This is a genomic window from Streptomyces sp. NPDC057743, from assembly GCF_042798755.1.
Taxonomy (GTDB): Bacteria; Actinomycetota; Actinomycetes; order Streptomycetales; family Streptomycetaceae; genus Streptomyces.
Genome location: NZ_JBHVJX010000013.1, coordinates 13,566 through 35,363, shown reverse-complemented (window position 1 = coordinate 35,363; position 21,798 = coordinate 13,566). Strand labels below are relative to the sequence as shown.

At 74.5% G+C, this 21,798-nt stretch carries 17 protein-coding genes; 4 read left to right on the top strand and 13 right to left on the bottom strand.

Going from position 1 to position 21,798, the window contains the following annotated elements:
- Positions 1-61: 61 nt before the first annotated feature.
- The 4 genes from ald to ACFVFQ_RS16765 form a co-directional block, all read right to left on the bottom strand.
- Positions 62-1,177, bottom strand: a complete 1,116-nt coding sequence (ald, locus tag ACFVFQ_RS16780; RefSeq protein WP_383416278.1) for an alanine dehydrogenase — start codon at positions 1,175-1,177, stop codon at positions 62-64.
- 167 nt (positions 1,178-1,344) lie between these two features.
- Positions 1,345-3,456 carry a tetratricopeptide repeat protein gene (locus ACFVFQ_RS16775; RefSeq protein ID WP_383415738.1) on the bottom strand — a complete coding sequence of 704 codons (2,112 nt, stop codon included), beginning with the start codon at positions 3,454-3,456 and terminating at the stop codon, positions 1,345-1,347.
- Between the two features lie 173 nt (positions 3,457-3,629).
- Positions 3,630-4,256, bottom strand: coding sequence for an NUDIX domain-containing protein (locus ACFVFQ_RS16770; RefSeq protein ID WP_383415735.1), 627 nt, complete (start codon positions 4,254-4,256; stop codon positions 3,630-3,632).
- Positions 4,257-4,354: 98 nt separating this feature from the next.
- A complete protein-coding gene (locus ACFVFQ_RS16765; protein ID WP_383415732.1) occupies positions 4,355-6,025 on the bottom strand; it encodes a CTP synthase in 1,671 nt (556 codons plus the stop codon).
- Positions 6,026-6,424: 399 nt separating this feature from the next.
- Between ACFVFQ_RS16765 and ACFVFQ_RS16760 the strand changes: the two genes are divergently transcribed.
- Complete coding sequence (locus ACFVFQ_RS16760; protein ID WP_383416275.1) at positions 6,425-8,224, top strand: glycoside hydrolase family 15 protein; 1,800 nt, start codon at positions 6,425-6,427, stop codon at positions 8,222-8,224.
- Positions 8,225-8,305: 81 nt separating this feature from the next.
- On the opposite strand, the gene ACFVFQ_RS16755 is transcribed toward ACFVFQ_RS16760, so the two are convergent.
- Positions 8,306-9,463, bottom strand: coding sequence for a beta-1,3-glucanase family protein (locus ACFVFQ_RS16755; RefSeq protein WP_383415729.1), 1,158 nt, complete (start codon positions 9,461-9,463; stop codon positions 8,306-8,308).
- A 188-nt stretch (positions 9,464-9,651) separates the two neighbouring features.
- On the opposite strand from ACFVFQ_RS16755, the gene ACFVFQ_RS16750 reads away from it, so the two are divergent.
- Entirely contained in the window at positions 9,652-11,277 is a 1,626-nt protein-coding gene (locus ACFVFQ_RS16750) for a PucR family transcriptional regulator (RefSeq protein ID WP_383415726.1), read from the top strand.
- A 33-nt stretch (positions 11,278-11,310) separates the two neighbouring features.
- Here ACFVFQ_RS16750 and ACFVFQ_RS16745 read toward each other — a convergent pair whose 3' ends face one another.
- From ACFVFQ_RS16745 to recN, 3 genes are all read right to left on the bottom strand, one after another.
- Positions 11,311-12,462, bottom strand: coding sequence for a glycosyltransferase family 4 protein (locus ACFVFQ_RS16745; RefSeq protein ID WP_383415723.1), 1,152 nt, complete (start codon positions 12,460-12,462; stop codon positions 11,311-11,313).
- Positions 12,463-12,877: 415 nt separating this feature from the next.
- Positions 12,878-13,672, bottom strand: coding sequence for a hypothetical protein (locus ACFVFQ_RS16740; protein WP_383415719.1), 795 nt, complete (start codon positions 13,670-13,672; stop codon positions 12,878-12,880).
- Between the two features lie 29 nt (positions 13,673-13,701).
- Positions 13,702-15,429: a DNA repair protein RecN gene (gene recN / locus ACFVFQ_RS16735; RefSeq protein ID WP_383416272.1), complete on the bottom strand. Its 1,728-nt coding sequence runs from the start codon at positions 15,427-15,429 to the stop codon at positions 13,702-13,704.
- Positions 15,430-15,688: 259 nt separating this feature from the next.
- On the opposite strand from recN, the gene ACFVFQ_RS16730 reads away from it, so the two are divergent.
- On the top strand, positions 15,689-17,191 hold the full coding sequence (locus ACFVFQ_RS16730; protein WP_383415716.1) for a S41 family peptidase: 1,503 nt from the start codon (positions 15,689-15,691) through the stop codon (positions 17,189-17,191).
- Positions 17,192-17,287: 96 nt separating this feature from the next.
- Here the strand turns inward: ACFVFQ_RS16730 and ACFVFQ_RS16725 are convergent, their stop codons facing one another.
- From ACFVFQ_RS16725 to ACFVFQ_RS16715, 3 genes are read right to left on the bottom strand one after another with little or no spacing between them, the layout of a single operon-like run.
- On the bottom strand, positions 17,288-18,166 hold the full coding sequence (locus ACFVFQ_RS16725) for an NAD kinase (RefSeq protein WP_383416267.1): 879 nt from the start codon (positions 18,164-18,166) through the stop codon (positions 17,288-17,290).
- Positions 18,167-18,225: 59 nt separating this feature from the next.
- Positions 18,226-19,041, bottom strand: a complete 816-nt coding sequence (locus tag ACFVFQ_RS16720; protein WP_383415713.1) for a TlyA family RNA methyltransferase — start codon at positions 19,039-19,041, stop codon at positions 18,226-18,228.
- 14 nt (positions 19,042-19,055) lie between these two features.
- The gene (locus ACFVFQ_RS16715) at positions 19,056-19,376 is read right to left on the bottom strand and encodes a hypothetical protein (protein WP_383415710.1); all 321 of its coding nucleotides are present in this window, start codon (positions 19,374-19,376) and stop codon (positions 19,056-19,058) included.
- Between the two features lie 64 nt (positions 19,377-19,440).
- Between ACFVFQ_RS16715 and ACFVFQ_RS16710 the strand changes: the two genes are divergently transcribed.
- Positions 19,441-19,788 (top strand): alkyl sulfatase C-terminal domain-containing protein, encoded by a 348-nt coding sequence (locus ACFVFQ_RS16710; RefSeq protein WP_383415706.1) that lies wholly within the window; start codon positions 19,441-19,443, stop codon positions 19,786-19,788.
- Here the strand turns inward: ACFVFQ_RS16710 and ACFVFQ_RS16705 are convergent.
- Together ACFVFQ_RS16705 and ACFVFQ_RS16700 are read right to left on the bottom strand one after the other, a co-directional pair.
- Positions 19,772-20,599 (bottom strand): ABC transporter ATP-binding protein, encoded by an 828-nt coding sequence (locus ACFVFQ_RS16705; RefSeq protein ID WP_383415703.1) that lies wholly within the window; start codon positions 20,597-20,599, stop codon positions 19,772-19,774. The two genes, ACFVFQ_RS16710 and ACFVFQ_RS16705, sit on opposite strands and share 17 nt — an antisense overlap.
- Positions 20,600-20,672: 73 nt before the next feature.
- On the bottom strand, positions 20,673-21,761 hold the full coding sequence (locus tag ACFVFQ_RS16700; protein WP_383415700.1) for a FecCD family ABC transporter permease: 1,089 nt from the start codon (positions 21,759-21,761) through the stop codon (positions 20,673-20,675).
- Positions 21,762-21,798 lie beyond the last annotated feature (37 nt).

Sequence of the window (21,798 nt, the reverse complement as noted above, 5' to 3'; positions counted from 1 at the left end):
CCGGGCCCTGTCGACAAGGCCCGGCCGGTTGCGCGGTGTTTGACGCGTGCGGTTGACGCCGTCAGCCGAGGAGGGTGCGCAGCTCCACGTACTCCAGGCCGTGGGCCTGGGCGACCTCGGGGTAGACGACCTTGCCGTCGTGCGTGTTCAGGCCCTTGGCCAGCGCCGGGTCGCGGCGCAGCGCCTCGACCCAACCGCGGTTCGCCAGCTCGACGATGTAGGGCAGCGTCGCGTTGGTGAGTGCGTAGGTGGAGGTGTTGGGCACCGCGCCAGGCATGTTGGCGACGCAGTAGAAGACCGAGTTGTGGACCGGGAAGGTCGGCTCGGCGTGGGTGGTCGGCTTGGAGTCCTCGAAGCAGCCGCCCTGGTCGATCGCGATGTCGACAAGGACACTGCCGGGCTTCATCTTGGCGACCAGCTCGTTGGTGACCAGCTTCGGGGCCTTGGCGCCCGGGATCAGGACCGCGCCGACGACGAGGTCGGCCTCGACGACGGCCTTCTCCAGCTCGTAGGCGTTGGAGACGATCGTCTGCACCTTGGTGCCGAAGATCTTGTCGGCCTCGCGGAGCTTGTTGATGTCCTTGTCGAGCAGGGTGACGTGGAAGCCGAGGCCCACGGCGATCTGGACGGCGTTCCAACCGGAGACGCCGCCGCCGATGATGACGGCCTTGCCGGCCTGGACACCGGGGACGCCGCCGGGCAGCACGCCGCGGCCGCCGGCCTGGCGCATCAGGTGGTAGGCACCGACCTGCGGGGCGATGCGGCCCGCGACCTCGGACATCGGGGCGAGCAGCGGCAGCGCACGGTTGGCGGTCTCGACCGTCTCGTAGGCGATCGCGGTGGTGCCGGACGCGAGCAGGGCGTCGGTGCACTCCTTGGACGCGGCCAGGTGCAGGTAGGTGAAGAGGGTCTGGTCCTTGCGGAGGCGGTGGTACTCCTCCGCGATCGGCTCCTTGACCTTCAGCAGCAGGTCGGCGGTGGCCCACACCTCGTCGGCGGTGTCCAGGATGGAGGCACCGGCGGAGACGTACTCCTCGTTCGGGATGGACGAGCCGAGGCCGGCGTCCTTCTCGATGAACACCTGGTGGCCGTTACGGACGAGCTCGTGGACTCCGGCGGGCGTGATGGCCACGCGGAACTCGTTGTTCTTGACCTCGCGGGGGATGCCGACCTTCACGTCGATCACGGTCCTTGAATGAGTGCTTGCGATAGGAATTATCCCTCATGCGATGCATGGCGGGAGCGACCGCGCCGTACGCGGCTCGCCCAGTCTATTGAAGGACCTCGTGTTGTCTAGCCTTGTAAACAACTAATTTTTCGGAAGACCACTACCGATTTCGTAGGTCACTCGGGGATCTCCTTGCGGCACCGCTCCCCCGCCGCCCGGTGGAGCCGTGCCGCTTCCGGGTCGCCGAGCCGGTCGAGCAGCTCCGCAATCCGCAGCTGAAGGTCCGCCTCCAGCTCCCCGTCGGCCGCGGCGCGGGCGAGATCGACGGCTTCCAGACGGCTGCCCAGCGCCGCATCGAGCTGCCCGGCGCGCTCGTGGACGCCCGCCGCGACCTCCTCCGCACGCGCCTGACCTGCCCGATCGCCGAGCCGACGGAAGGTGCGGGCGGCCGCCCGACAGTCCTTGAGCGCCTGCTCGTAGCGGCCCGCGCGACCGTGCGCGCCCCCGATCCGGGCGTACAGCCGCGCCGCGTCGGACCGCTCACCGCGGGCCAACCGCAGCTCCAGTGCCCGCCCGTACCAGTCGGCGGCCCGCACCCAGTCGTCCAGCTCGGCGTAGCTGTCGCCCAACGATTCCAAGGCACGGCCGGTGGCTACCGGGTCCTTCACCGACCGGGCCGACTCCAGGGCGCCCCGGTAACGACCCAGCGCCTGCTCGGTGCGGCCGGCCCGGGCGTCCAGGTCACCGAGGTTGAGCAGGGCGGCGGCCCGCTCGCGCGGCATGGTGCGGCGCTCGGCGACGCGGAGCACCAGCTCGTGCAGGACGTAGAGGTCGGGGGCGGCGGCCTCGGGGCCGTGGTGGGCGAGCAGCGCGCGGGTCAGTGCGGCGATCAACCGCCGGTCCAGCGTGTCGAGTTGGCCGTCCGCGACGGCCATCGCGGCGGCGTCCAGGAGGGCGCCGCGGCGGGTGCGCAGCCAGTGCGCGGCGGCGGCCCGGGTGGCGAAGCGCAGCGGGCGGGGCAGCTCCGCGGCCTTCCGGCGGGCCGGGGAGCCGTCCGGTTCGGTGGCCGCCCAGCAGGAGCGGACCAGCCGCACGGTCCGCTCCAGCATCCGGGCCCGGGCCAACTGGACGTCGGCCGGCCGCTCGTGCTCGTGCAGCAACGCCCGGGTGAGCGGGGCGAGGCAGCCGGGGAGCCGGTAGCGGGGGCCGGCCCCGGCGTCGACGGGACCGGCCCCGGTGAGGTCGGTCCCGTCCACCGGGCGCAGCAGGCCCAGCGCGACGAAGTCGTGCAGCACGGCGGCGGCCGCCGGCATCGTGCACCCGCCGAGCGCGGCCGCGGTGTGCGCGTCCACCAGGCCGTCCGGGGCGAGGGTGGCGAACCGCAGTATCCGGGCGGCGGGTTGCGGCAGCGAACCGTAGGTGAGGTGGAAGGCGCGGTGCAGGGGGCGGGCGCCGGCCGGCAGGTCCGGCGGCAGCGGCACGGCGAGCAGCGCCTGGCGCAAATCGGCGACGGACAGCTTGGGGCGGGCCGCGAGCCAGGCGCCCGCCAGTATCAACGCGGCTGGTTGGCCACCGCTCTCCTCGGCCACCGCCTCCGCGGTGCGCGGATCGACGGTGACCCGGGTCGGCCCCGCGTAGTGGCACAGCACCTCGACGGCGGACGCGGTGTCCAACCCGCCCAGGGCGCACGGCCGGACGTCCGGGATGCCGGTCAACGGGCCCTGCGCGACGACCACGACGAGGCAGTCCGGCGCATCCGGGATCAGCGGCTCGACGTGCTCGGCGCCCGGTGCGTCGTCCAGCAGCAGCGCCGCCCGACGGCCGGCCAGGGCGGTGCGCACCGCCTCCGCCAACTCGTCCTCGTCGGCGCCGGCCGGGGCGCCGGTGCCGAGCGCGGCGAGCAGGTCGCGGGCGGTGCGGGCGAGGCCGACGGGCGCACCGTCCCGGCCGGTGAGGTGGGCCCGCAGCACCCCGTCGGGATAGTCGTCCGCGACCTCCCGCAGCAGCGCCTCGGCGAGCGTGGTGCGGCCGGAGCCGGGGCGGCCGGCGATCAACAGGACGCGGCTGCGGGCGCCGCGGCGGCCGGTGAGGGTGTCCAGACCGGCCCGCCCGATGTCGGCGCGCAGCGCCTTGAGTTCATGGCGGCGGCCGGCGAAACCGGGGAGGCCGGCGCGGGCGGTGGCGGCGTCCTGACGGGGCAGCGCGCCCCGCCGGTCCCGTGCCGCCGCGCCGGCCCCGCGCGCCGCTCCCGGTGCGAGGTGCCCCCCGCCCACCACCTGGTCCGTCACCGGTCACGCTCCCGTCCGCCCTGCGCGTCGGTCCCCGTCGCGGGCGCGTACGGGAACCTTGTCGAGCGTAGTTCACGAACCGTCACGACCCCTGCGGAGCAGGGCTGTTGGGTCACTCGATCGGATCGGAGGATCATCCGACCGGGAAGCGGAGCCGGGCGGCCGACGGGGAGTCAGGCCGTGAAGGGGCGGGCCGGCCAGGGCGCGTCGGCGGGCCGGAGAGCGTCCAGGCCGTCGCCGGCCCGGGCCGCGATCAGCGACAGCACCCCGACGACGAGGCAGTTGTTGTGCAGTTCACCGGCGAGCACACCGCGGGCCAGCTCGTCGACCGGGACCCGCGCCAGCTCCATGTCGGCCTCCTCCTCGGAGACCTCGAAGCGCTCCCCCTCGGCCTCGGACAGCCCGCGGGCGAGGAAGATCCGCACCGCCTCGTCGCAGCCGCCCGGGGTGGTGTAGACGTCGGTCAGCACCCGCCAGTCCTCGGCCTTGACGTGCGCCTCCTCGTACAGCTCGCGCTGCGCGCCGTGCAGCGGGTTCTCGCCGGGGACGTCGAGCAGCCCGGCGGGGATCTCCCACAGCTTCTGCCGCACCGGGTGGCGGTACTGGCGCAGGACCAGTACGCGATCGGCGTCGTCGAGGGCGAGGACCGCGACCGAGCCGGGGTGGACCTGGTAGTCGCGGGTGGCGGTGGAGCCGTCCGGCATGACGACCTGGTCGGTGCGCACGCTGGTCTTGGCCCCGGTGAACGGCGTCGTGGTCCCGGTGACGGTCCACTCCTCAGGGGTGTCCTTGATCGCCATGCGCGTCCTCCTGTGTGTGCCTGTGCCAACGCGGAAACCGGGGTACCGCCTCGCTGAACGAGGCCGTACCCCGGCAACCGTAACGGGAGGGGTTCTGCTTACTTCTTGGCGCCCGGCTTCGGAGCACCCACCTTGCGCTCGACGGCGGCCTTCACCAGGCCGGCGAAGAGCGGGTGCGGGCGGGTCGGGCGGGACCGCAGCTCCGGGTGCGCCTGGGTGGCGACCAGGTAGGGGTGGGCCTCGCGCGGGTACTCGACGTACTCGACCAGCTTGTTGTCCGGGGAGGTGCCGGAGAACAGCAGGCCGGCCTTCTTCTCCAGCTCGCCGCGGTAGGCGTTGTTGACCTCGTAGCGGTGGCGGTGGCGCTCCTCGACGTAGGGCTCGCCGCCGTAGACCTCGCGGACGATGGAGCCCTCGGCGAGCTTGGCCGGGTACATGCCCAGCCGCATGGTGCCGCCCATGTCGCCCTCGCCGGCGACGATGTCCATCTGCTCGGCCATGGTGGAGATCACCGGGTCGGTGGCGGCCGGGTCGAACTCGGTGGAGTTGGCGCCCTCGATGCCGGCGAGGTTGCGGGCCGCCTCGATGACCACGCACTGCAGGCCCAGGCAGAGGCCGAGCAGCGGGAGCTTGTTCTCCCGGGCGTAGGTGATCGCGCCGACCTTGCCGTCCACGCCGCGGTCGCCGAAGCCGCCGGGGATGCAGACCGCGTCGCAGTCGGCGAGCTGCTCGCGGGCGCCGGCCGGGGTCTTGCAGTCGTCGGAGGTGACCCACTTGATCTTGACGCGGGCCTTGTTGGCGAAGCCGCCGGCGCGCAGCGCCTCGGTGACCGAGAGGTAGGCGTCGGGCAGGTCGATGTACTTGCCGACCAGGGCGACCTTGACCTCGTGGTCGGGGTTGTGGACCCGGTCGAGCAGGTCCGCCCACTGGGTCCAGTCCACGTCCCGGAACGGCAGGTCCAGCTTGCGGACGACGTAGGCGTCCAGGCCCTCGGCGTGCACGACCTTGGGGATGTCGTAGATCGACGGGGCGTCCGGGCAGGCGATGACCGCGGCCTCGTCGACGTCGCACATCAGCGAGATCTTCCGCTTGATGGCGGTGGGCACCTCGCGGTCGGCGCGCAGCACGATCGCGTCGGGCTGGATGCCGATGTTGCGCAGCGCGGCGACGGAGTGCTGGGTCGGCTTGGTCTTCAGCTCGCCGGACGGGCCGATGTAGGGCAGCAGCGAGATGTGCACGACGAAGACGTTGTCCCGGCCGACCTCGTGGCGGACCTGACGGACGGTCTCCAGGAACGGCAGCGACTCGATGTCGCCGACCGTGCCGCCGACCTCGGTGATGACCACGTCGACGTCGTCGGTGGCCAGCCGCCGGATGCGGTGCTTGATCTCGTTGGTGATGTGCGGGATGACCTGCACGGTGTCGCCGAGGTACTCGCCGCGCCGCTCCTTGGCGATCACGGTGTTGTAGACCTGGCCGGTGGTGACGTTCGCCGAGCCGTCGAGGTCGACGTCGAGGAAGCGCTCGTAGTGGCCGATGTCCAGGTCGGTCTCGGCACCGTCGTTGGTGACGAACACCTCGCCGTGCTGGAACGGGTTCATCGTGCCGGGGTCGACGTTGAGGTACGGGTCCAGCTTCTGCATCGTGACCCGCAGGCCGCGCGCCTTCAGGAGCGCACCCAGGCTGGAGGCGGTGAGCCCCTTGCCGAGCGAGGAGGCGACGCCCCCGGTGACGAAGAGGTGCTTGGTCGTCGAGGATTTGGGCGGCATGGCCAAGAGGGAGCTCCCGTGGTCGCGAGGTGGAGAGGGGCGACAGGGCGCCGGCCCTGGGATTCAGGGGGCGGTGTCGCTGCGGTTCGGGGGTGCCGCATTTCTGCTGGGTCCCACCGGTCCACGGGGTACCAGGCTATCAGCGACCGAGCGTGGTCGCGTCCGGCCGCGCACCCGGACCGCCCTCGAACACGGCCACCCGTTCGGACCAGCCCCACTCGACGCGAGCATCGCGCGCCCCGCCCGCCTGCGTCGTATCCTGCTCGGACACTCGCCAAGAGCCGTCCGGGAAGGCACCACCCCCGCCCGTTTTCCGGTCCCGCAGCTCGGCGACGTTTCATGGGCAGGACGGACAGCACACAACGTCCCATGGGGGGCGTGACTCCAGTTCGACGGGAGATGCACGTGGCCGGGCGCATCGAGGACTACGCACTTATCGGTGATATGCAGACCGCCGCTCTCGTGTGCCGGGACGGCACCGTCGACTGGCTGTGCCTGCCCCGTTTCGACTCGATGGCGGTCTTCGCCGGGCTGCTGGGCACCGAGGAGCACGGCTTCTGGCGGATGGGGCCGGCCGGGGAGCTGCCCCGGGCCGCGGACCGGCGGCGCTACCGCGGGGATTCGCTCGTCCTGGAGTCCGAGTGGGACACCCCGCGCGGTACCGTCCGGGTGATCGACTTCATGCCGCCGCGGGACGGGGTGCCGCAGGTGATCCGCGTCGTGGAGGGCGTCAGCGGCCGGGTGCCGATGCGCTCGGAGCTGCGGATGCGGTTCGCGTACGGCTGGGTGGTGCCGTGGGTGCACAAGGTGGACGGGCGGACCGTCGCGGTGGCCGGGCCGGACGCGGTGTGGCTGGACACCTCGGCCGAGACCTACGGCAAGGACCTGACGACGTACTCCGACTTCACGGTGTCGCCGGGCGAGCGGATCGCGTTCACCATCAGCTGGCAGCCCTCGCACCAGCAGCCGCCGGCGCTGGCCGATCCGGAGGCGTCGCTGGAGGCGACCGAGGAGTTCTGGCGGGAGTGGGTCGAGCACTGCACGTACCACGGGCCCTACCGGGACGCGGTGGTGCGCTCGTTGATCACGCTGAAGGCGCTGACGTACGCGCCGACGGGCGGGATCGTGGCGGCGCCTACGACGTCGCTGCCGGAGTGCATCGGCGGGGTGCGGAACTGGGACTACCGCTTCACCTGGCTGAGGGACGCGGCGATCACCCTGTCGTCGCTGCTGCGCACCGGCTACCGCGAGGAGGCCCGGGCCTGGCGCGAGTGGCTGTTGCGGGCGGTGGCCGGCGACCCGGAGAACCTCCAGATCATGTACGGCATCGCCGGTGAGCGGGAGTTGGGCGAGACCGAGCTGAAGTGGCTGCCCGGATACGAGGATTCGCGCCCGGTGCGGGTCGGCAACGGGGCCGCAGGTCAGCTCCAGTTGGACGTCTACGGCGAGGTCACGGAGGCGCTGCACCTGGCGCACATGACCGGGTTGGCGCGCAACGACTACGCCTCGCTGCTCCAGATCAAGCTGATCGACTGGGTGGAGAAGCACTGGGACGAGCCGGACGAGGGCATTTGGGAGGTGCGCGGGCCGCGCCGGCACTTCGTGCACTCCAAGGTGATGACCTGGGTCGCGGTGGACCGCACGGTGAAGCTGATCGAATCCGGTGACGTGGACGGGCCGCTTGCGCGGTGGCGGGACCTGCGGGAGACCATCCACCGGGACGTCTGCGAGCGCGGCTACGACAAGGAGCGGAACACCTTCACCCAGTCCTACGGGTCGCAGGAGTTGGACGCGTCGCTGCTGCTGATCCCACAGGTCGGCTTCCTGCCGCCGGACGACAAGCGGGTCATCGGCACCATCGAGGCGATCCAGCGGGAGCTGTCCACCGAGGACGGGTTCGTGCTGCGCTACCCGACGGCCGGCGAGGGGCTCGGGGTGGACGGGCTCGAAGGCGACGAAGGGGCGTTCCTGGCCTGCTCGTTCTGGCTGGCCGACGACCTGGCGATGATCGGCCGGGTCGAGGAGGCCCGCAAGCTGTTCGAGAAGCTGCTCTCGCTCCGCAACGACCTGGGGCTGCTCGCCGAGGAGTGGGACTCGAAGCTCCAGCGCCAAGTGGGGAACTTCCCGCAGGCGTTCAGCCACGTTCCGCTGATCGACACGGCGCTGCGGCTGACGGCGAGCGGGGCGTACGGGGGGTAGCACCCCGGTCCCCTTTGGGCGCCCCCTCCGGACCCCGTTCGCGGGCGGTCCGGAGGGGGCGTCCGCGTGCGGGGTCAGAACTCAGAACGGTGTCAGGGTGAGGGTGAGTTCCTTGGGGGCGGGGTCCTCGATGTAGGAGGCGAAGCCGGCGACGTCGTCGAAGGCGAAGCCATACGCCTTGCCGTCCTTGGTGGCCGCGTGCATGGCGCGGGAGTAGTGGTTGGTGTGCGGCGGTGCGTAGAACGCGGCCGGGTCGGTGACCGGTTGGGCGGCGTGGGTGGCCAGGGTGGAGCGGTTGAGGGCGGCGCCGAGGACGGCGGCCACCGGGCCGCGGATGCCGTCGTTGGGGGCGGCCAGGACGCCGTCGCAGAAGAGGACGTCGCGGGTGCTGGGCTTGGTGAAGGAGAGCGTGCCGCCGGGGCCGGTGAAGGTGAGTTGGTCGCCCTTGGTGCGGCCGGTGAAGGTGCCGGCGTTGGTGGTGACCTTGAGGTCCTTGGCGGTGTAGGCGGACCATGCCTCGTCGATGGCGGAGTTGAGGTAGTCGGCGGCGAACAGGCCGGTGTCCAGGCCGTGTCCGGGCGCGATCACCCGGCGGTCGCCGACGACCAGGCGGTCGAAGCCCGCGGCGGCCTTGACGTCGGCGAAGACCTTGGCGCGGGCGCCCTCCTTGAGGGTGCCGGTGGTCTGGTCGGCGGCGCCGGTCAGGTGCAGCGCGAGCGGGACGCTGAACATGTCGACCATGGTGGTGTTGCAGTGCATCCCGCTGGCGTCGTAGGTGAACTCGGCGCAGTCGTGCAGCACGTCGAAGTTGGGGTCGCCGGCAACCCAGCCCGCGGGGTAGGCCAGGGCCGGTTTGCCGTTGCCGTCGGCGACCGCCTTGATCTTGAGCTTGCCGCCGAGGGAGACGTAGATCCGGCCGGACATCGGGGGCAGTTGGAGCGTGGTGGGGCCGGAGCCGGCGAGCGGGATGGCGTAGTCGGTGAAGCCGTCCGTGCCGTTGTCGGCGAGGGCGACGGGGGCGAGGCGGCCGTCGGGGGTGACGCGGACCTGTTGGCCGCCGGCGTTGCCGATGACGTAGACCCAGGCGGAGGTGTTGGCGTAGGCGCCGGAGGCGTTGACGATGTGCAGCGGGAGGGGGCCGGCCGCGCGGGGGGCGGGGGCGCCGGCGGCCCGGCCGGCGAGGGCGGCGGTGGCGGCGGTGGCGGCTATGCCGCCGAGCAGGGTGCGGCGGGTGATCATGGGGCGGCTCCTCGTGGGGGGTGAGCGCTCTCCTGGTGCGGGCACCCTGCCGAGTGATCCCCGATGTCGTCAAGTGGGCGGACGGGGGCTGGAGTTGGGGAGGGGTGGGGTGGGTGTTCCCCGGGGGCGGCGGGGGTTATCCGGATGGCGTTCCTCCGGATCTGCGGATGCGCGGTAGCGTTCGCGGCATGGGGCCACGCGCGGCGATCGAAGCCGAGATCACGGTACGCAGGGCACTGGAGCTGCCGTCATTGCGGCGCGGCCTGCCGGAGGTGCTGGCCGGCGAGGGGCGGCTGGGCCGGCCGGTGCGCTGGGTGCACGCCGGGGAGGTGCCGCACATCGCCTCGCTGCTCAAGGGCGGCGAGCTGCTGCTGACCACCGGCCTCGGGGTGGGCACCCGGCCGTCCGAGCAGCGCGCCTTCATCCGCAAGCTGGCGGACCGGGACGTGGCCGCGCTGGTGGTGGAGCTGGGGTCGCGGTTCGACGCGCTGCCGGCGGCGCTGATCGACGCGGCGCGGGACTGCGGGCTGCCGCTGATCCAACTGCACCGCGAGGTCCCGTACGTCACGGTGACCGAGGAGATCCACACCGAGATCATCAACAGCCACTACAGCCTGCTGCGGCGCGCCGACGAGCTGTTGCGGCGCTGCACCGGCGTGCTGTTGCGGGGCGGCGGCGCCCCGGAGGTGCTGCGGCTGCTCGCGGTCTTCACCGGCAATCCGCTGTGCCTGGAGGCGCCCGACGGCAGCCCCCTCTACGCGGCCGGGCCGGAGGGCGACGACGGTGGCGCGGACGCCGATCCGCTGCTGGCCTGGGAGGGGCTGCGGGAGACCGGCGTGCGGATCGAGGTGCCGGGCGGCGGGCCCGGGCCGGACGCGGTGCGCGCCCGGTTGGTGCTGCTCCCGGTGAACGGTCCGTTGGCGCCGGTGCACCGGATCGCCGCCGAACGGGCCGCCGATCTGCTGGCGGTGGTCATGCTCCAGTCCCGTCAGGAGGAGGTGCTGGCCGCCCGCGGCCGCGGCGACTTCCTCGCCGAACTGGCGGAGGGCCGCGTCTCCGCGGCCGAAGCGCCGGCGCAGGCCCGGCTGTTGGGCTTCCGGCCGGGCGCCGAGGCGATCCTGCCGGTGGTGATGCGGCTGCCGGCGGCGCTGCCCTCCCCCGGGAGCTGGGCGGTGCTCGCGCAGGCGCTGCGCGAGGAGTTGGCCGGGCCCGGGGTGCCGGTGCTGCTCGGCGTGCGGCCGGTGGAGGGCCGGGTGCCGCTGCTGGTGGCGCTGCGCGGCGGCCAGGAACGGGCGGCGCTGGCCGACCGGATCGCCGAGGCGCTGCGCGCCGGCGTCGCGCGGGCCGGCCTGGACCGGCCGTCCGCGCAGCGCCCGGTGGTGGTGGTCGGGGCGCCCGGCGACTGGGCGGCGGCCGGCCCGGGGCTGCGGCACGCGGCGGAGGCTGCGGCCGCGGCCCAGGGGCTGCCGGAGGCGCCCTGGTACGACGCCCAGCGGCTGGACATCGAGCTGCTGCTGTGGCGGATGCGGGACCACGGCGAGCAGGGGATGCTCAGCGACTTCGTCGAGCGCGCCATCGGCCCGCTGCTGGCCCACGACCGGACCGCCCGTCAGCCGCTGCTGCCGACCCTGGAGGCGTATCTGGCCAGCGCGGGCCGCAAGGCCGAGACCGCCCGCGATCTGAACGTCAACCGGCAGACGCTCTACGACCGGTTGGCGAAGATCGCCCAGCTCCTGGGGACGGACCTGGACGACCCGGGGACCGTGCTGGGGCTGCGGCTGGCGCTGCGGGCGCGGCGGCACACCGGGCGGTAGGGCGCGGCGGCGGGTCGGGGCAGACCGGGCGGGTCAGGCCGGACGCGTCGGCTGGGTCAACTCGTCGTAGACGCTGAGGACTTGAGCGACGGTGTCGTTCTCGCTGGGCCAGTTGGCGGCCTGGGCGCGGCCGGCCGCGGAGAGCGCGGCGCGGCGCACCGGGTCGGCGAGCAGCTCCATCACCGTACGGGCCAGCGCGGCGGCGTCGCCATAGCGGACCAACGCGGCGGCCCGGCCGACCAGTTCGCGGGTGCCACCGGTGTCGGTGGCCACCAGGGGGACGCCGGCGCGCAGCGCCTCCTGGGCGATCAGCGAACGCGCCTCCCAGCGGCTCGGCAGTATCACCAGGTCGGCGGCGGCGAGGAGTTCGGGCACGTCGTCGCGGCGGCCGAGGAGCTGGACCGGCAGCCGTTCGCTGTCGATCCGGCGCTGGAGCGCGTCCCGTTGGGGACCCTCGCCGGCGATGACCAGGAGGGGCTGCGGGTCCAGCCCGCACCAGGCGTGGGCCGCGTCCAGCAGCACGTCGTGGCCCTGGGAGGAGTCGAGCCGGCCGACCGCGAGCAGCAACGGCCGGTCCACCGCGCCCAGTTCGGCGCGCTCCTTGTCGGGGCTGCGGTCGGGGTCGGCGGCGGCCCGGCCGGGGCAGGGGTCCGGGACGGCGACCGGTGCGAGGCGGGCGTCCCTGGCGCCGCGTTCACGGGCCCGGTCGACGAGGTCGGAGCAGACGCCCAGGACGACCGCGGCGGCCCGGGCCGCCCGACGCTCCATCAGGTGCACCATCTGGGCCCGGGCGCCCTCGCTGTGCGCCTTGGTGTGCCAGGTGAGGACGAGCGGGACCCGGCCGCCCCGGGGGCCGCGCAGCCCGCGCACGGCCATCGACGCGCGCACGCCCGCCCGTAGGCCGTGCGCATGCACCAGGTCGGCGTCCCAGCAGGTGCCGCGGAGCACGGCCATGCCCGCCGGGTCCAGCCGCGGGGTGACCGGGACGAAGCGGGCGCCGGCCGCGGCGAAGCCGTAGCTCTCCTCGGCCTCCGGCGGGGCGCAGACGGTCACCCGGATTCCGCGGGCGACCAGCCCCTCGGCCAGGGAGCGGACGTGCGCCGCGCTGCCGGCTCCGCCCTGGCCGAGCACCTGGACCGTGCGCAGCGACGACGGCCCGTGCGGCGGGGTCGGAGTGCAGCTCACGAGGTCGGGCTCCTGGGTCGGGGGGAGGTACGCGCGGTACGAACCGTACCGGCGGGGCGGTTTGCCACTGCGAGGTGCCGCGATGTGTCGGGGCGTACGTGTGCGCCCGGACCGTGGGCAGGGCGGGGCGGGCGCGCCCCGGCACTGCGCACCGCGCCCAGGATGCCAGTTGGGCACCGTCAATTCGGCACCGTGCGCACGCCGTTCCGGTGGGAAGTCTCACCCACGGATCCATGGATTCACCCACATGGGCGACATGATGCGTGCGTGGATTGCCGCCCGAACGGGGTGAAGCCACCCCTGGAGGCCCACCCCCGGCGCTGTCCGGAACCCGACCTTCACTGTCCGGATCGGGTAGCACCGGATCTTTCCCGGGCCGGGCGGCCGGAAGGTTCGGGCGGGCGCCGGGCGTGGGTCAAAGCGCCCCGGCGAGGCGGCTGATGCGGTCGCCGGCGGCGGCCGCGGCGACCAACCCGGCGGCGTGCGCGGCCAGTCCGGCCCGCCCGTTGCCGGCGACGACGGCCAGGCCGAGGGCGGCGCCGAGCGCATGCGCCCCGGCGTCGCCGAGCATGGTGCGCTCCCCGAGGTCGTCCGCGACGACCGCGGCCGCGGCGCCGAGGGGGACGGCGGAGAGCGGCCCGGCCGGCCCGCGGCGCAGCAGTCCCGGCGCGGCCAGCGCCAGCGCGGCACCGGCCGCCCGGCCCGGACGCACGTCGAGGAGGTTGACCAGATGGGCCGAGCCGGCGATCACCACGCCCGCCAACACCCGGTCCGCGGGGCGGTCCTTGAGCAGGGCGCCGGCGGCGAGCCCGGCGGCGCCGATGCCGAACAGCTTGACCGCGCCGCTGGTGACCTCGCCGTGCCGCAGCGCGGACAGGTGCGCCCGGAAACCGCGCCGGGGGTCACCGGCGCCGGCGACGTCGTCGTAGCCGCCGCAGCCGCCGGCGGCCAGCACCGCCAGCGCCCCCGCCGCGCGGGCCCGGGCGGGCAGTCCCGGTGCGCCGGCCGCGGCCAGCGCGGTGCCGAGCGCGGCCGCCGGGCCGGCGTGCAGGGTGACCGTCCGGCCCGCGTAGTTGGTCCGCTCCCAGCGGGCCGGGCCGCCCGGTGGCCGGCGGCGCAGCGCCTCGTAGGCGGCCCGGGTCACGCCGGCCGCCGCGAGCAGCGCCGCGCCCCGCCGCGGCGGCCGGCCGCGGCCGCTGGCTCCCGTCATGTCGCTCCCCCTGGTGGGCCGTTGCCGCGCTACGCGCTGGTGCGCGCGGTCCGCAGCAGTTCCTCGGCGTGCGCGCGGGCCGTCTCGGAGTCCTCCTGGCCGGCCAGCATCCGGGACAGCTCGCGGACCCGGTCCTCGCCCTCCAGGACGGTGACGCCGCTGCGGGTGACCGAGCCGTCGTTGGTCTTCTCCACCAGCAACTGCCGGTCAGCGAACGCGGCCACCTGCGGGAGGTGGGTGACCACCACGACCTGCGCGGACTTGGCGAGCCTCGCCAGCCGCCGGCCGACCTCGACGGCCGCCTTGCCGCCGACGCCGGCGTCCACCTCGTCGAAGAGGTACGTCGGCACCGGGTCGGAGCCGGCGAAGACCACCTCCACGGCGAGCATCACCCGGGACAGCTCGCCGCCGGACGCGCCCTTGGCGATCGGCCGGGGCGGGGCGCCCGGGTGCGGGGCCAGCAGGATCTCGACCTCGTCGACGCCGGCCGGGCCGTAGGCCACCGTGCGGCCGCCGACCACGATGCCGTCGGCGTCCTCGGGCACCTCGCTCTGGTGCAGCGCGACGCTCACCCGGGCGTGCGGCATGGCGAGTTCGCCGAGCTCGGCGGTGACCGCGGCGGCGAAGCGCTCGGCGGACTCGGCCCGGGCGTCGGTCAACTGCTGGGCCAGCTCGCCCAGTTCGGCGCGGAGCGCGTCGCGCTCGGCGGTCAGCTCGGCGATCTTGTCGTCGTCGCCGTCGAGTTCGGCGAGCCGGGCGGCGCTCTCCTCGGACCAGGCCAGCACCGCGGTGAGGTCCTCGCCGTACTTGCGGGTGAGGTGGGTCAGGGCGGCGCGGCGCTCCTCGACGGCGGCCAGCCGCAGCGGGTCGGCGTCCAACCCGTCGGCGTAGCTCGCGAGTTCGGTGGCGACGTCGGCCATCAGGATGCCGAGCTCGCCGAGCCGGTCGGCCAGGGCGGCCAGCTCCCGGTCGTGGCCGCGGACCGCCTCCAGGGCGCGGTGCGCGCCGGCGACCAGGCTGGTGGCGTCGACGCTCTCGGGGTCCACGGGGTCGCCGGCCAGCGCGCCGTGCGCGGCGGTGGCGGCGGCGGCCAGTGCCTCGGCGTGGCCCAACCGCTCGGCCTCGGCGGCCAGTTCCACGTCCTCGCCGGGCAGCGGCTCGGCGGCGGCGATCTCGTCCAGGCCGAAGCGGAGCAGATCGGCCTCCTGGGCGCGCTCCCGGGCCCGGGTGGTCAGCTCGTCCAACTCGGTGGCGACGGTGCGCAGCCGGCGGTGCGCGGCGGTGTACTTGGCGAGCGGGACGGCGACCGCGTCCCCGGCGTAGCGGTCCAGGGCCTGGCGCTGGCGGGCCGGCCGGAGCAGGCCCTGCTGGTCGGTCTGGCCGTGCACCGCGACCAGGTCGTCGGCGAGTTCGCCGAGCAGCCCGACCGGCGCCGAACGGCCGCCCACATGGGCCCGCGAGCGGCCTTCGGCGGAGACCGTGCGGCTGATCAGCAGCGCGCCGTCGTCCAGCTCCGCGCCGGCCTCCTCGGCCCGCACGGCCGCGGGCGAGGCGGACGCGAGGGTGAGCCTCCCCTCGACCACCGCCGCCTTGGCGCCGATCCGCACCAGGGCGGGGTCCGCCCGTCCGCCCAGCAGCAGGCCGAGGCTGGTGACGACCATGGTCTTGCCCGCGCCGGTCTCGCCGGTCACGGCCGTGAAGCCCGGGGACAGCTCGACGACCGCATCGTCGATGACGCCCAGGGACCGGATCCGCATCTCCTCCAACACGGGTATGACCTTACGAGGTCCCGGGCCCACCCCGCGACGGCCTCCCCCACACCACCACCGCCACCGCGCCCCGCCCGGACCGGCCGCGCGCCCGGGACCTGCGGAAAACCCCACCGAGAAGAGGGGAGACCGCCGCATGGTCGCCGGCCCGGGCCGGCCGGCAGGCTGGCAGCGCACCGGATCGGCCCGGCGCTCCTTCTCCCGCTTTTCGCGCTTTCCGCCCCTTCGACCCTTGTGAGGTACTCCCATGCATGACCCGGCGACGCTCCGGCCGACTCCCGGCCGCCGCGCCCCGACTTCGCCGTCCCGCCCGGCCCGCCGCCCGCGCACCCCGGTCCTGTTGGCCGCCGCCCTGACCGCGCTGACGGTGCTGCCCGCCTGCACCGCCGCCGCGGCCCCCGCCCGCGCGGCCGGGACGGCGCGGGCCGCCGCGCCGTCGCTGGACGGCGTCTGGCGGACGGACGGCTACGGCACCCTCGTCACCCTCCAGGGCCGCACCCTGAAGACCTACGAGACCACCGCCCTCAGTTGCCTGCCGGGCTCGCTCACCGGCAGCCGGGCCGGCGCCCCCGGCCCGGACGGCACGGTCCGCTTCACCGTGCCGGACGGGGCGCCGCTCACCATGGCCCCGACGGGCCGGGACGAGGCCCGACTGTCCTCCGAGGACAACGTCGGCCACCGCACCCTGCACCGCGCCGGCGCGCTGCCCCAGCGCTGCACGACCCCGCCGGCCCACGACCCACGGGCGGTCTTCGACGTCTTCTGGCAGACCTATGCCGAGAACTACCCCTTCTTCCGGGCCAAGGGCATCGACTGGAACGCCGTCCGGGACCGCTACCGCCCCCGGATCACCGCCCACACCACCGACGCCCAACTCTTCGCGGTGCTGCGCGAGATGATCGAGCCGCTGCACGACGCGCACACCCGGGTCGTCGCCGACAAGGACCACTGGTTCGCCGGCAAGCGCCCCGGCACCGTGCTGCCCACCCCGGAGTTCACCACCCGGGTCGACGCGGCGCTCGCCGCCAACCTCGGCCCGGGCACCGTCCAGCGGCACTGGGCCGACGGCAGGCTCTCCTACGCCGATCTGCCCGGCCGGATCGGCTACTTCCGCGTCACCCAGTTCGCCGGCTACACCAAGGACGGCGACTACGCGGGCGATGTCGCCGAGCTCGACCGGGCGTTGGACGCGATCTTCACCAAGGAGCGCACCCGGGGGCCGCACGCGCTCCGCGGCCTCGTCCTCGACCTGCGGCTCAACGGCGGCGGCTCGGACGCCCTCGGCCTGCGGATCGCCTCCCGGCTCACCGACCGCCCCTACCTCGCCTACCGCAAGCGGGCCCGCAACGACCCGCAGGACGCGGGGCAGTTCACCACCCCGGAGCCGCTCGTCGTCCACCCGCACCGCGGCCCCGTCTACACCGGCCCGATCGCCCTGCTCACCGGGCGGCTGACGATCAGCGCGGGCGAGACCTTCACCCAGTCCCTGATGGGCCGCTCGCCCGCGCCCACCCGGATCGGCGAGAACACCCAGGGCGTCTTCTCCGACGTGCTGGGCCGGGCGCTGCCCAACGGCTGGAGCTTCGGGCTGCCCAACGAGGAGTTCCTCACCGCCGACGGTCGTACCTTCGACGGGCCCGGCATCCCGCCCGCCGTCCGCACCCCGGTCTTCACCGCCGCGGAGCTGTCCGCCCGCCGTGACACGGCCCTGACCCGGGCGCGGGAACTCCTGGCGCGCGGCGGCGCGTAGCCGCGCACCCGCCGACGGACACCGGCCCGGGCCGCACGCTCTCGCGCGGTCCGGGCCGGTGTCGTACAGGCAGTTCCGGGCGGTACTGAGACACCCCTAGTGGGGAGCGCCGCGCCAACCGGCCACCGGGAGGGCGAACTTGGCGACCAGCCGGTCCGTGAAGGAGGCGTGGTGCAGCCGGGCCAGCCGGACCGGGACGGCGCCGCGGCGGACCTCGACCCGGGCGCCGGCGGGGAGTTCGACGGTGCGCCGGCCGTCGCACCAGAGCACCCCGTGCGGGGTCTTGGGCTGGACCTCGACGGCCAGCACCGAGGTCGGCGCGGTGACCAGCGGCTTGGCGAACAGGGCGTGCGCGCTGATCGGCACCATCAGCAGCGCCTCGACCTCCGGCCAGACGACCGGGCCGCCGGCCGAGAAGGCGTAGGCGGTCGAGCCGGTCGGGGTCGCGCAGACCACCCCGTCGCCGCCGAAGCGGGAGACCGGCCGGCCGTCGACCTCGGTGACGACCTCCAGCATCCGCTCCCGGGCGGCCTTCTCCACCGACGCCTCGTTGAGCGCCCAATCGGTGTGCACCACTTCGCCGTTGTTGCGTACCAGGACGTCGAGGGTCATCCGCTCCTCGACCTCGTAGGAGCGGGTGACGACCCGGTCGACGACCTTGTCGAGGTCGTCGCGCTCGGCCTCGGCGAGGAAGCCGACCCGGCCGAGGTTGACGCCGAGCATCGGCACCCCGGACGTCCGGGCGAAGTCCGCGCCGCGCAGCAGCGTGCCGTCCCCGCCGAGGACGACCAGCAGTTCGCAGCCCTCGGCCGCGCACTGCTCGGACTCCACCCGCTCCACCCGCTCCGGCAGCGGCAGGTCCGCGGCCTCCTCGGCCAGCACCCGCACGCCGATCCCGCTGCGCAGCAGCCCCTGGACGACGAGTTCGGCGCTGCGGACGGCCGCCGGGCGGCCGGTGTGCGCAAGCAGGAACACCGTCCGCCCGGCGCGGCCGGTCTCGGGTGCTGCGCTGCCTTCAACTGCCTGGGTAGTGGTCAACTGGGCCCCTCCGCCACTGCACGGTCGACATCCGCCGGGTCGAGTGCAGGCGCCCCGGCGCGCAGCCACAGAAAGTACTCGACGTTGCCCGACGGACCGGGCAACGGGCTCGCGGTCACCCCCAGGACGCCGAGCCCCAGCCCGGCCGCGCGCGCGGCGACGTCGCGGACCGCCTGGGCGCGCAGCTCGGCGCTGCGCACCACGCCGCCGCTGCCCAGCCGCTCCTTGCCGACCTCGAACTGCGGCTTGACCATCAGCACCAGATCGGCGTCGGGCGCCGCGCAGCGCACCAGCGCGGGCAGCACCAGGCCGAGCGGGATGAAGGAGAGGTCGCCGACGACGAGGTCGACGGGACGGTCGTCGATCTGCTCCAGGGTCAGCTCGCGGACGTTGGTGCGGTCCTTGACGGTGACCCGGTCGTCGCTCTGGAGCTGCCAGGCGAGCTGCCCGTAGCCGACGTCGACGGCGACGACGTGGCCGGCGCCGGCCCGCAGCAGCACGTCGGTGAAGCCGCCGGTGGAGGCGCCGGCGTCCAGCGCCCGGCGGCCCTCGACCCGCAGCCCCAGGGGGCCGAAGGCGGCCAGCGCGCCGGCCAGCTTGTGGCCGCCGCGGGAGACGTAGTCGGGGTCGGACTCGTCGGCCCGGACGACCACGGCCGCGCTGGTCTCCACCTGGGTGGCCGGCTTCGTCGCGGTGGTCCCGCCGACGGTCACCCGGCCCGCGGCGATCAGCTGGCTCGCGTGCTCCCGCGAGCGGGCCAGCTTGCGGCGCACCAGCTCCGCGTCGAGTCGGCGTCGTGCCACTCCTGCCACCTGTGGTTCAGCTCCTAGTGATCGGGACGGTCGGGCGTCGGGGACGGTGCGGACGGCCCGGGGTGCTGGTCGAGCGAGGCCAGGGTGTCGCGCAGCCCTCGGTGCACATCCTCGTACATGCCCAGGTGTCCGCTGACGGGGAGGTGGTCGGCGCCGGCCAGCCGTGCCAGGCCGGCGTCGACCGCGGGCTGGCCGGTGGGGGTCACCGTCAGCCCCAGCGGCCGGGGGCCGGCGGGGGCTGTGGGGTCGGCACCGCCGGGGAGCTGCGCCGCTTCCGGGCCGTCGGCCGGGGCGTCGGGGGCCGTCGGCTCCGGGGCGTTCGTCGGGTCTGCCATGCCCCCGACGCTACCTTGGGCGCCCGCCCCCGGCCGTCCGTGACCTGGCGTATCGTCGGGCGCGATGGCAACTCTCGACCAGTGCCGCGCCGCGCTCGACCGGCTGGCCCACGACCTGTCCTCGGCGGACGGCGAGGTGCGCGACGCCGCGGCCCTCGACCGCTCCGTCAGCTGCCGCATCACCGACCTCGACACCACCTTCGTCGGCCGGCTGGTCGACGGGGCGCTGCGGGACGTGACCGCGGTGCCCGGGCCGCCGCCGGAGAAGGCCGAGATCCGACTGACCATGACCGGGGACGACCTGGTCGCGCTGGTGGCCGGCAACCTCAACTTCGCCCGGGCCTGGGGCAGCGGCCGGGTGAAGCTGGAGGCCGGCTTCCGCGATCTGCTGCGGCTCAGGACGCTGCTGTAGCCGCGGCCGACACGGTCGCCTTGGCGGGCCGGCGGGCGGCCGGGATGACCAACGGGGTGCCGGTCTCGGGGTCGTCGATGATCCGGCAGTCGATGCCGAAGACCCGGTGCACGAGCTCGGCGGTGACGATGTCCGCGGGCGCCCCCTCGGCGACCACCTCGCCGTTCTTCATGGCGATCAGGTGGGTGGCGTAGCGGGCCGCCTGGTTGAGGTCGTGCAACACCGCGACCAGGGTGCGGCCCTGTTCCTCGTGGAGGGTGGCGCACAGGTCCAGGATCTCGATCTGGTGCTGGATGTCGAGGTAGGTGGTCGGCTCGTCGAGGAGGAACAGCGGGGTCTGTTGGGCCAGCGCCATGGCGATCCAGACCCGCTGCCGCTGGCCGCCGGAGAGCTCGTCGACGTAGCGGTCGGCGAGCTCGGCGACGCCGGTGGCGGCCATCGACTCCTGAACGACCCGCTCGTCCTCGGCGGACCACTGGCGCAGCAGGCCCTGGTGCGGGTAGCGACCGCGGGCCACCAGGTCGGCGACGGTGATGCCGTCGGGCGCGACCGAGGACTGCGGCAGCAGGCCCAGGGTGCGGGCGACCTGCTTGGCCGGCAGGGCGGAGATCCGCTCGCCGTCGAGCAGCACCGCGCCGGCGGTCGGCTTGAGCATCCGCGACAGGGCGCGCAACAGGGTCGACTTGCCACAGGCGTTGGGGCCGACGATGACGGTGAAGGAGTTGTCCGGGACGGCGACCGAGAGGCGTTCGGCGATGGTCCGCTGGTCGTAGGCGAGGGTGAGGTCCTCGGCCGCGAGACGGCTGCTCACTGGGTGACTCCTGGGGTGGTGGGGGTCGTCGGGTCGCTGGGTGCCGGGTGGGGACGGGTGCCGATGTGCTGGCTCACACCCGTCCCGCCTTTCGCTCGATGACCAGCAGCCACAGCAGATAGCCGCCGCCGAGGACGCCGGTCAGCACGCCGACCGGCAACTGGTCGGCGCCGAAGAGCCGTTGGCTGGCCCAGTCCGCGCCGACCAGCAGGGCGGCGCCCATGAGGGCGGCGGGCAGCAGGTTGGGGCCGGGCGAGCGGGTGGCCCGGCGGGCGAGTTGGGGTGCGGTGAGGGCGACGAAGGCGATCGGGCCGGCCGCCGCGGTACCGGCCGCGACGAGGATGACCGCGGCCAACAGCAGGGTGATCCGGACGCGTTCGGTGCGCACGCCCAGCGCGGCGGCCGCGTCGTCGCCCATCTCCAGCATCCGCAGCGGGCGCGCCTGGAGCAGCACCACCGGGACGAGCACCGCGCAGACCGCGGCCAGCGGCCAGACCTGGGTCCAGTCGCGGCCGCTGAGCGAGCCGGTCATCCAGGCGGTGGCCCGGGTCGCGTCGTAGATGGTGCCCTTGGTCAACAGGTAGAGCACGACGGCGTAGAGCATGGCGGCGGCGCCGATGCCGACGAGGACGAAGCGGTAGCCGTGGATGCCGCGCTTCCAGGCGAGCAGGAAGATGGCCAGCCCGGTGAGCACACCGCCGGCGACCGCGCCGCCGGCCACCGCGACGGTCCCGCCGTGGAACCACACGATCACGATCAGCGCGCCGACCGACGAGCCCTGGGAGAAGCCGAGCATGTCCGGGCTGCCCAGCGGGTTGCGGGAGACGGCCTGGAAGACCGCGCCGGCGAGCCCGAAGGCGGCGCCGACCAGCAGCCCCACCAACACCCGCGGCAGCCGCAGTTCGTGGACGATGAACTCCTGGCCCGTGGTGCCGCCGCCGGTCAGGGTGGCCAGCACCTGAGACGGCGTCATCGGGTAGTCGCCGGAGCCGATCAGGGCGATCGCGGCGGCCAGCGCGACGGCCAGCAGCAGGCCCCCGACCAGTACGGCGCGGGCGTCCCACCGCAGCGAGAGGCCGCCCGCGGTGCGCACCGCGCGGGCCCGCCGACCCGGCGTCCCGGTAGCCGGCCCGGCCTTCCCGGGCTTTGCTGTCGCGTTCACTACTGTCTCTCCTCGTTCTTCCCCGGCGCTCTCCGGG

Bases quoted from the DNA above. Each gene is read 5' to 3' on its own strand.
- ACFVFQ_RS16755 (WP_383415729.1), bottom strand. From the start codon at position 9,463: ATGATCACCCGCCGCACCCTGCTCGGCGGCATAGCCGCCACCGCCGCC.
- ACFVFQ_RS16770 (WP_383415735.1), bottom strand. From the start codon at position 4,256: ATGGCGATCAAGGACACCCCTGAGGAGTGGACCGTCACCGGGACCACG.
- ACFVFQ_RS16750 (WP_383415726.1), top strand. From the start codon at position 9,652: ATGGGGCCACGCGCGGCGATCGAAGCCGAGATCACGGTACGCAGGGCA.
- recN (WP_383416272.1), bottom strand. From the start codon at position 15,429: ATGCGGATCCGGTCCCTGGGCGTCATCGACGATGCGGTCGTCGAGCTG.
- ACFVFQ_RS16760 (WP_383416275.1), top strand. From the start codon at position 6,425: ATGCACGTGGCCGGGCGCATCGAGGACTACGCACTTATCGGTGATATG.
- ACFVFQ_RS16765 (WP_383415732.1), bottom strand. From the start codon at position 6,025: ATGCCGCCCAAATCCTCGACGACCAAGCACCTCTTCGTCACCGGGGGC.
- ACFVFQ_RS16730 (WP_383415716.1), top strand. From the start codon at position 15,689: ATGCATGACCCGGCGACGCTCCGGCCGACTCCCGGCCGCCGCGCCCCG.
- ACFVFQ_RS16710 (WP_383415706.1), top strand. From the start codon at position 19,441: ATGGCAACTCTCGACCAGTGCCGCGCCGCGCTCGACCGGCTGGCCCAC.
- ACFVFQ_RS16740 (WP_383415719.1), bottom strand. From the start codon at position 13,672: ATGACGGGAGCCAGCGGCCGCGGCCGGCCGCCGCGGCGGGGCGCGGCG.
- ACFVFQ_RS16715 (WP_383415710.1), bottom strand. From the start codon at position 19,376: ATGGCAGACCCGACGAACGCCCCGGAGCCGACGGCCCCCGACGCCCCG.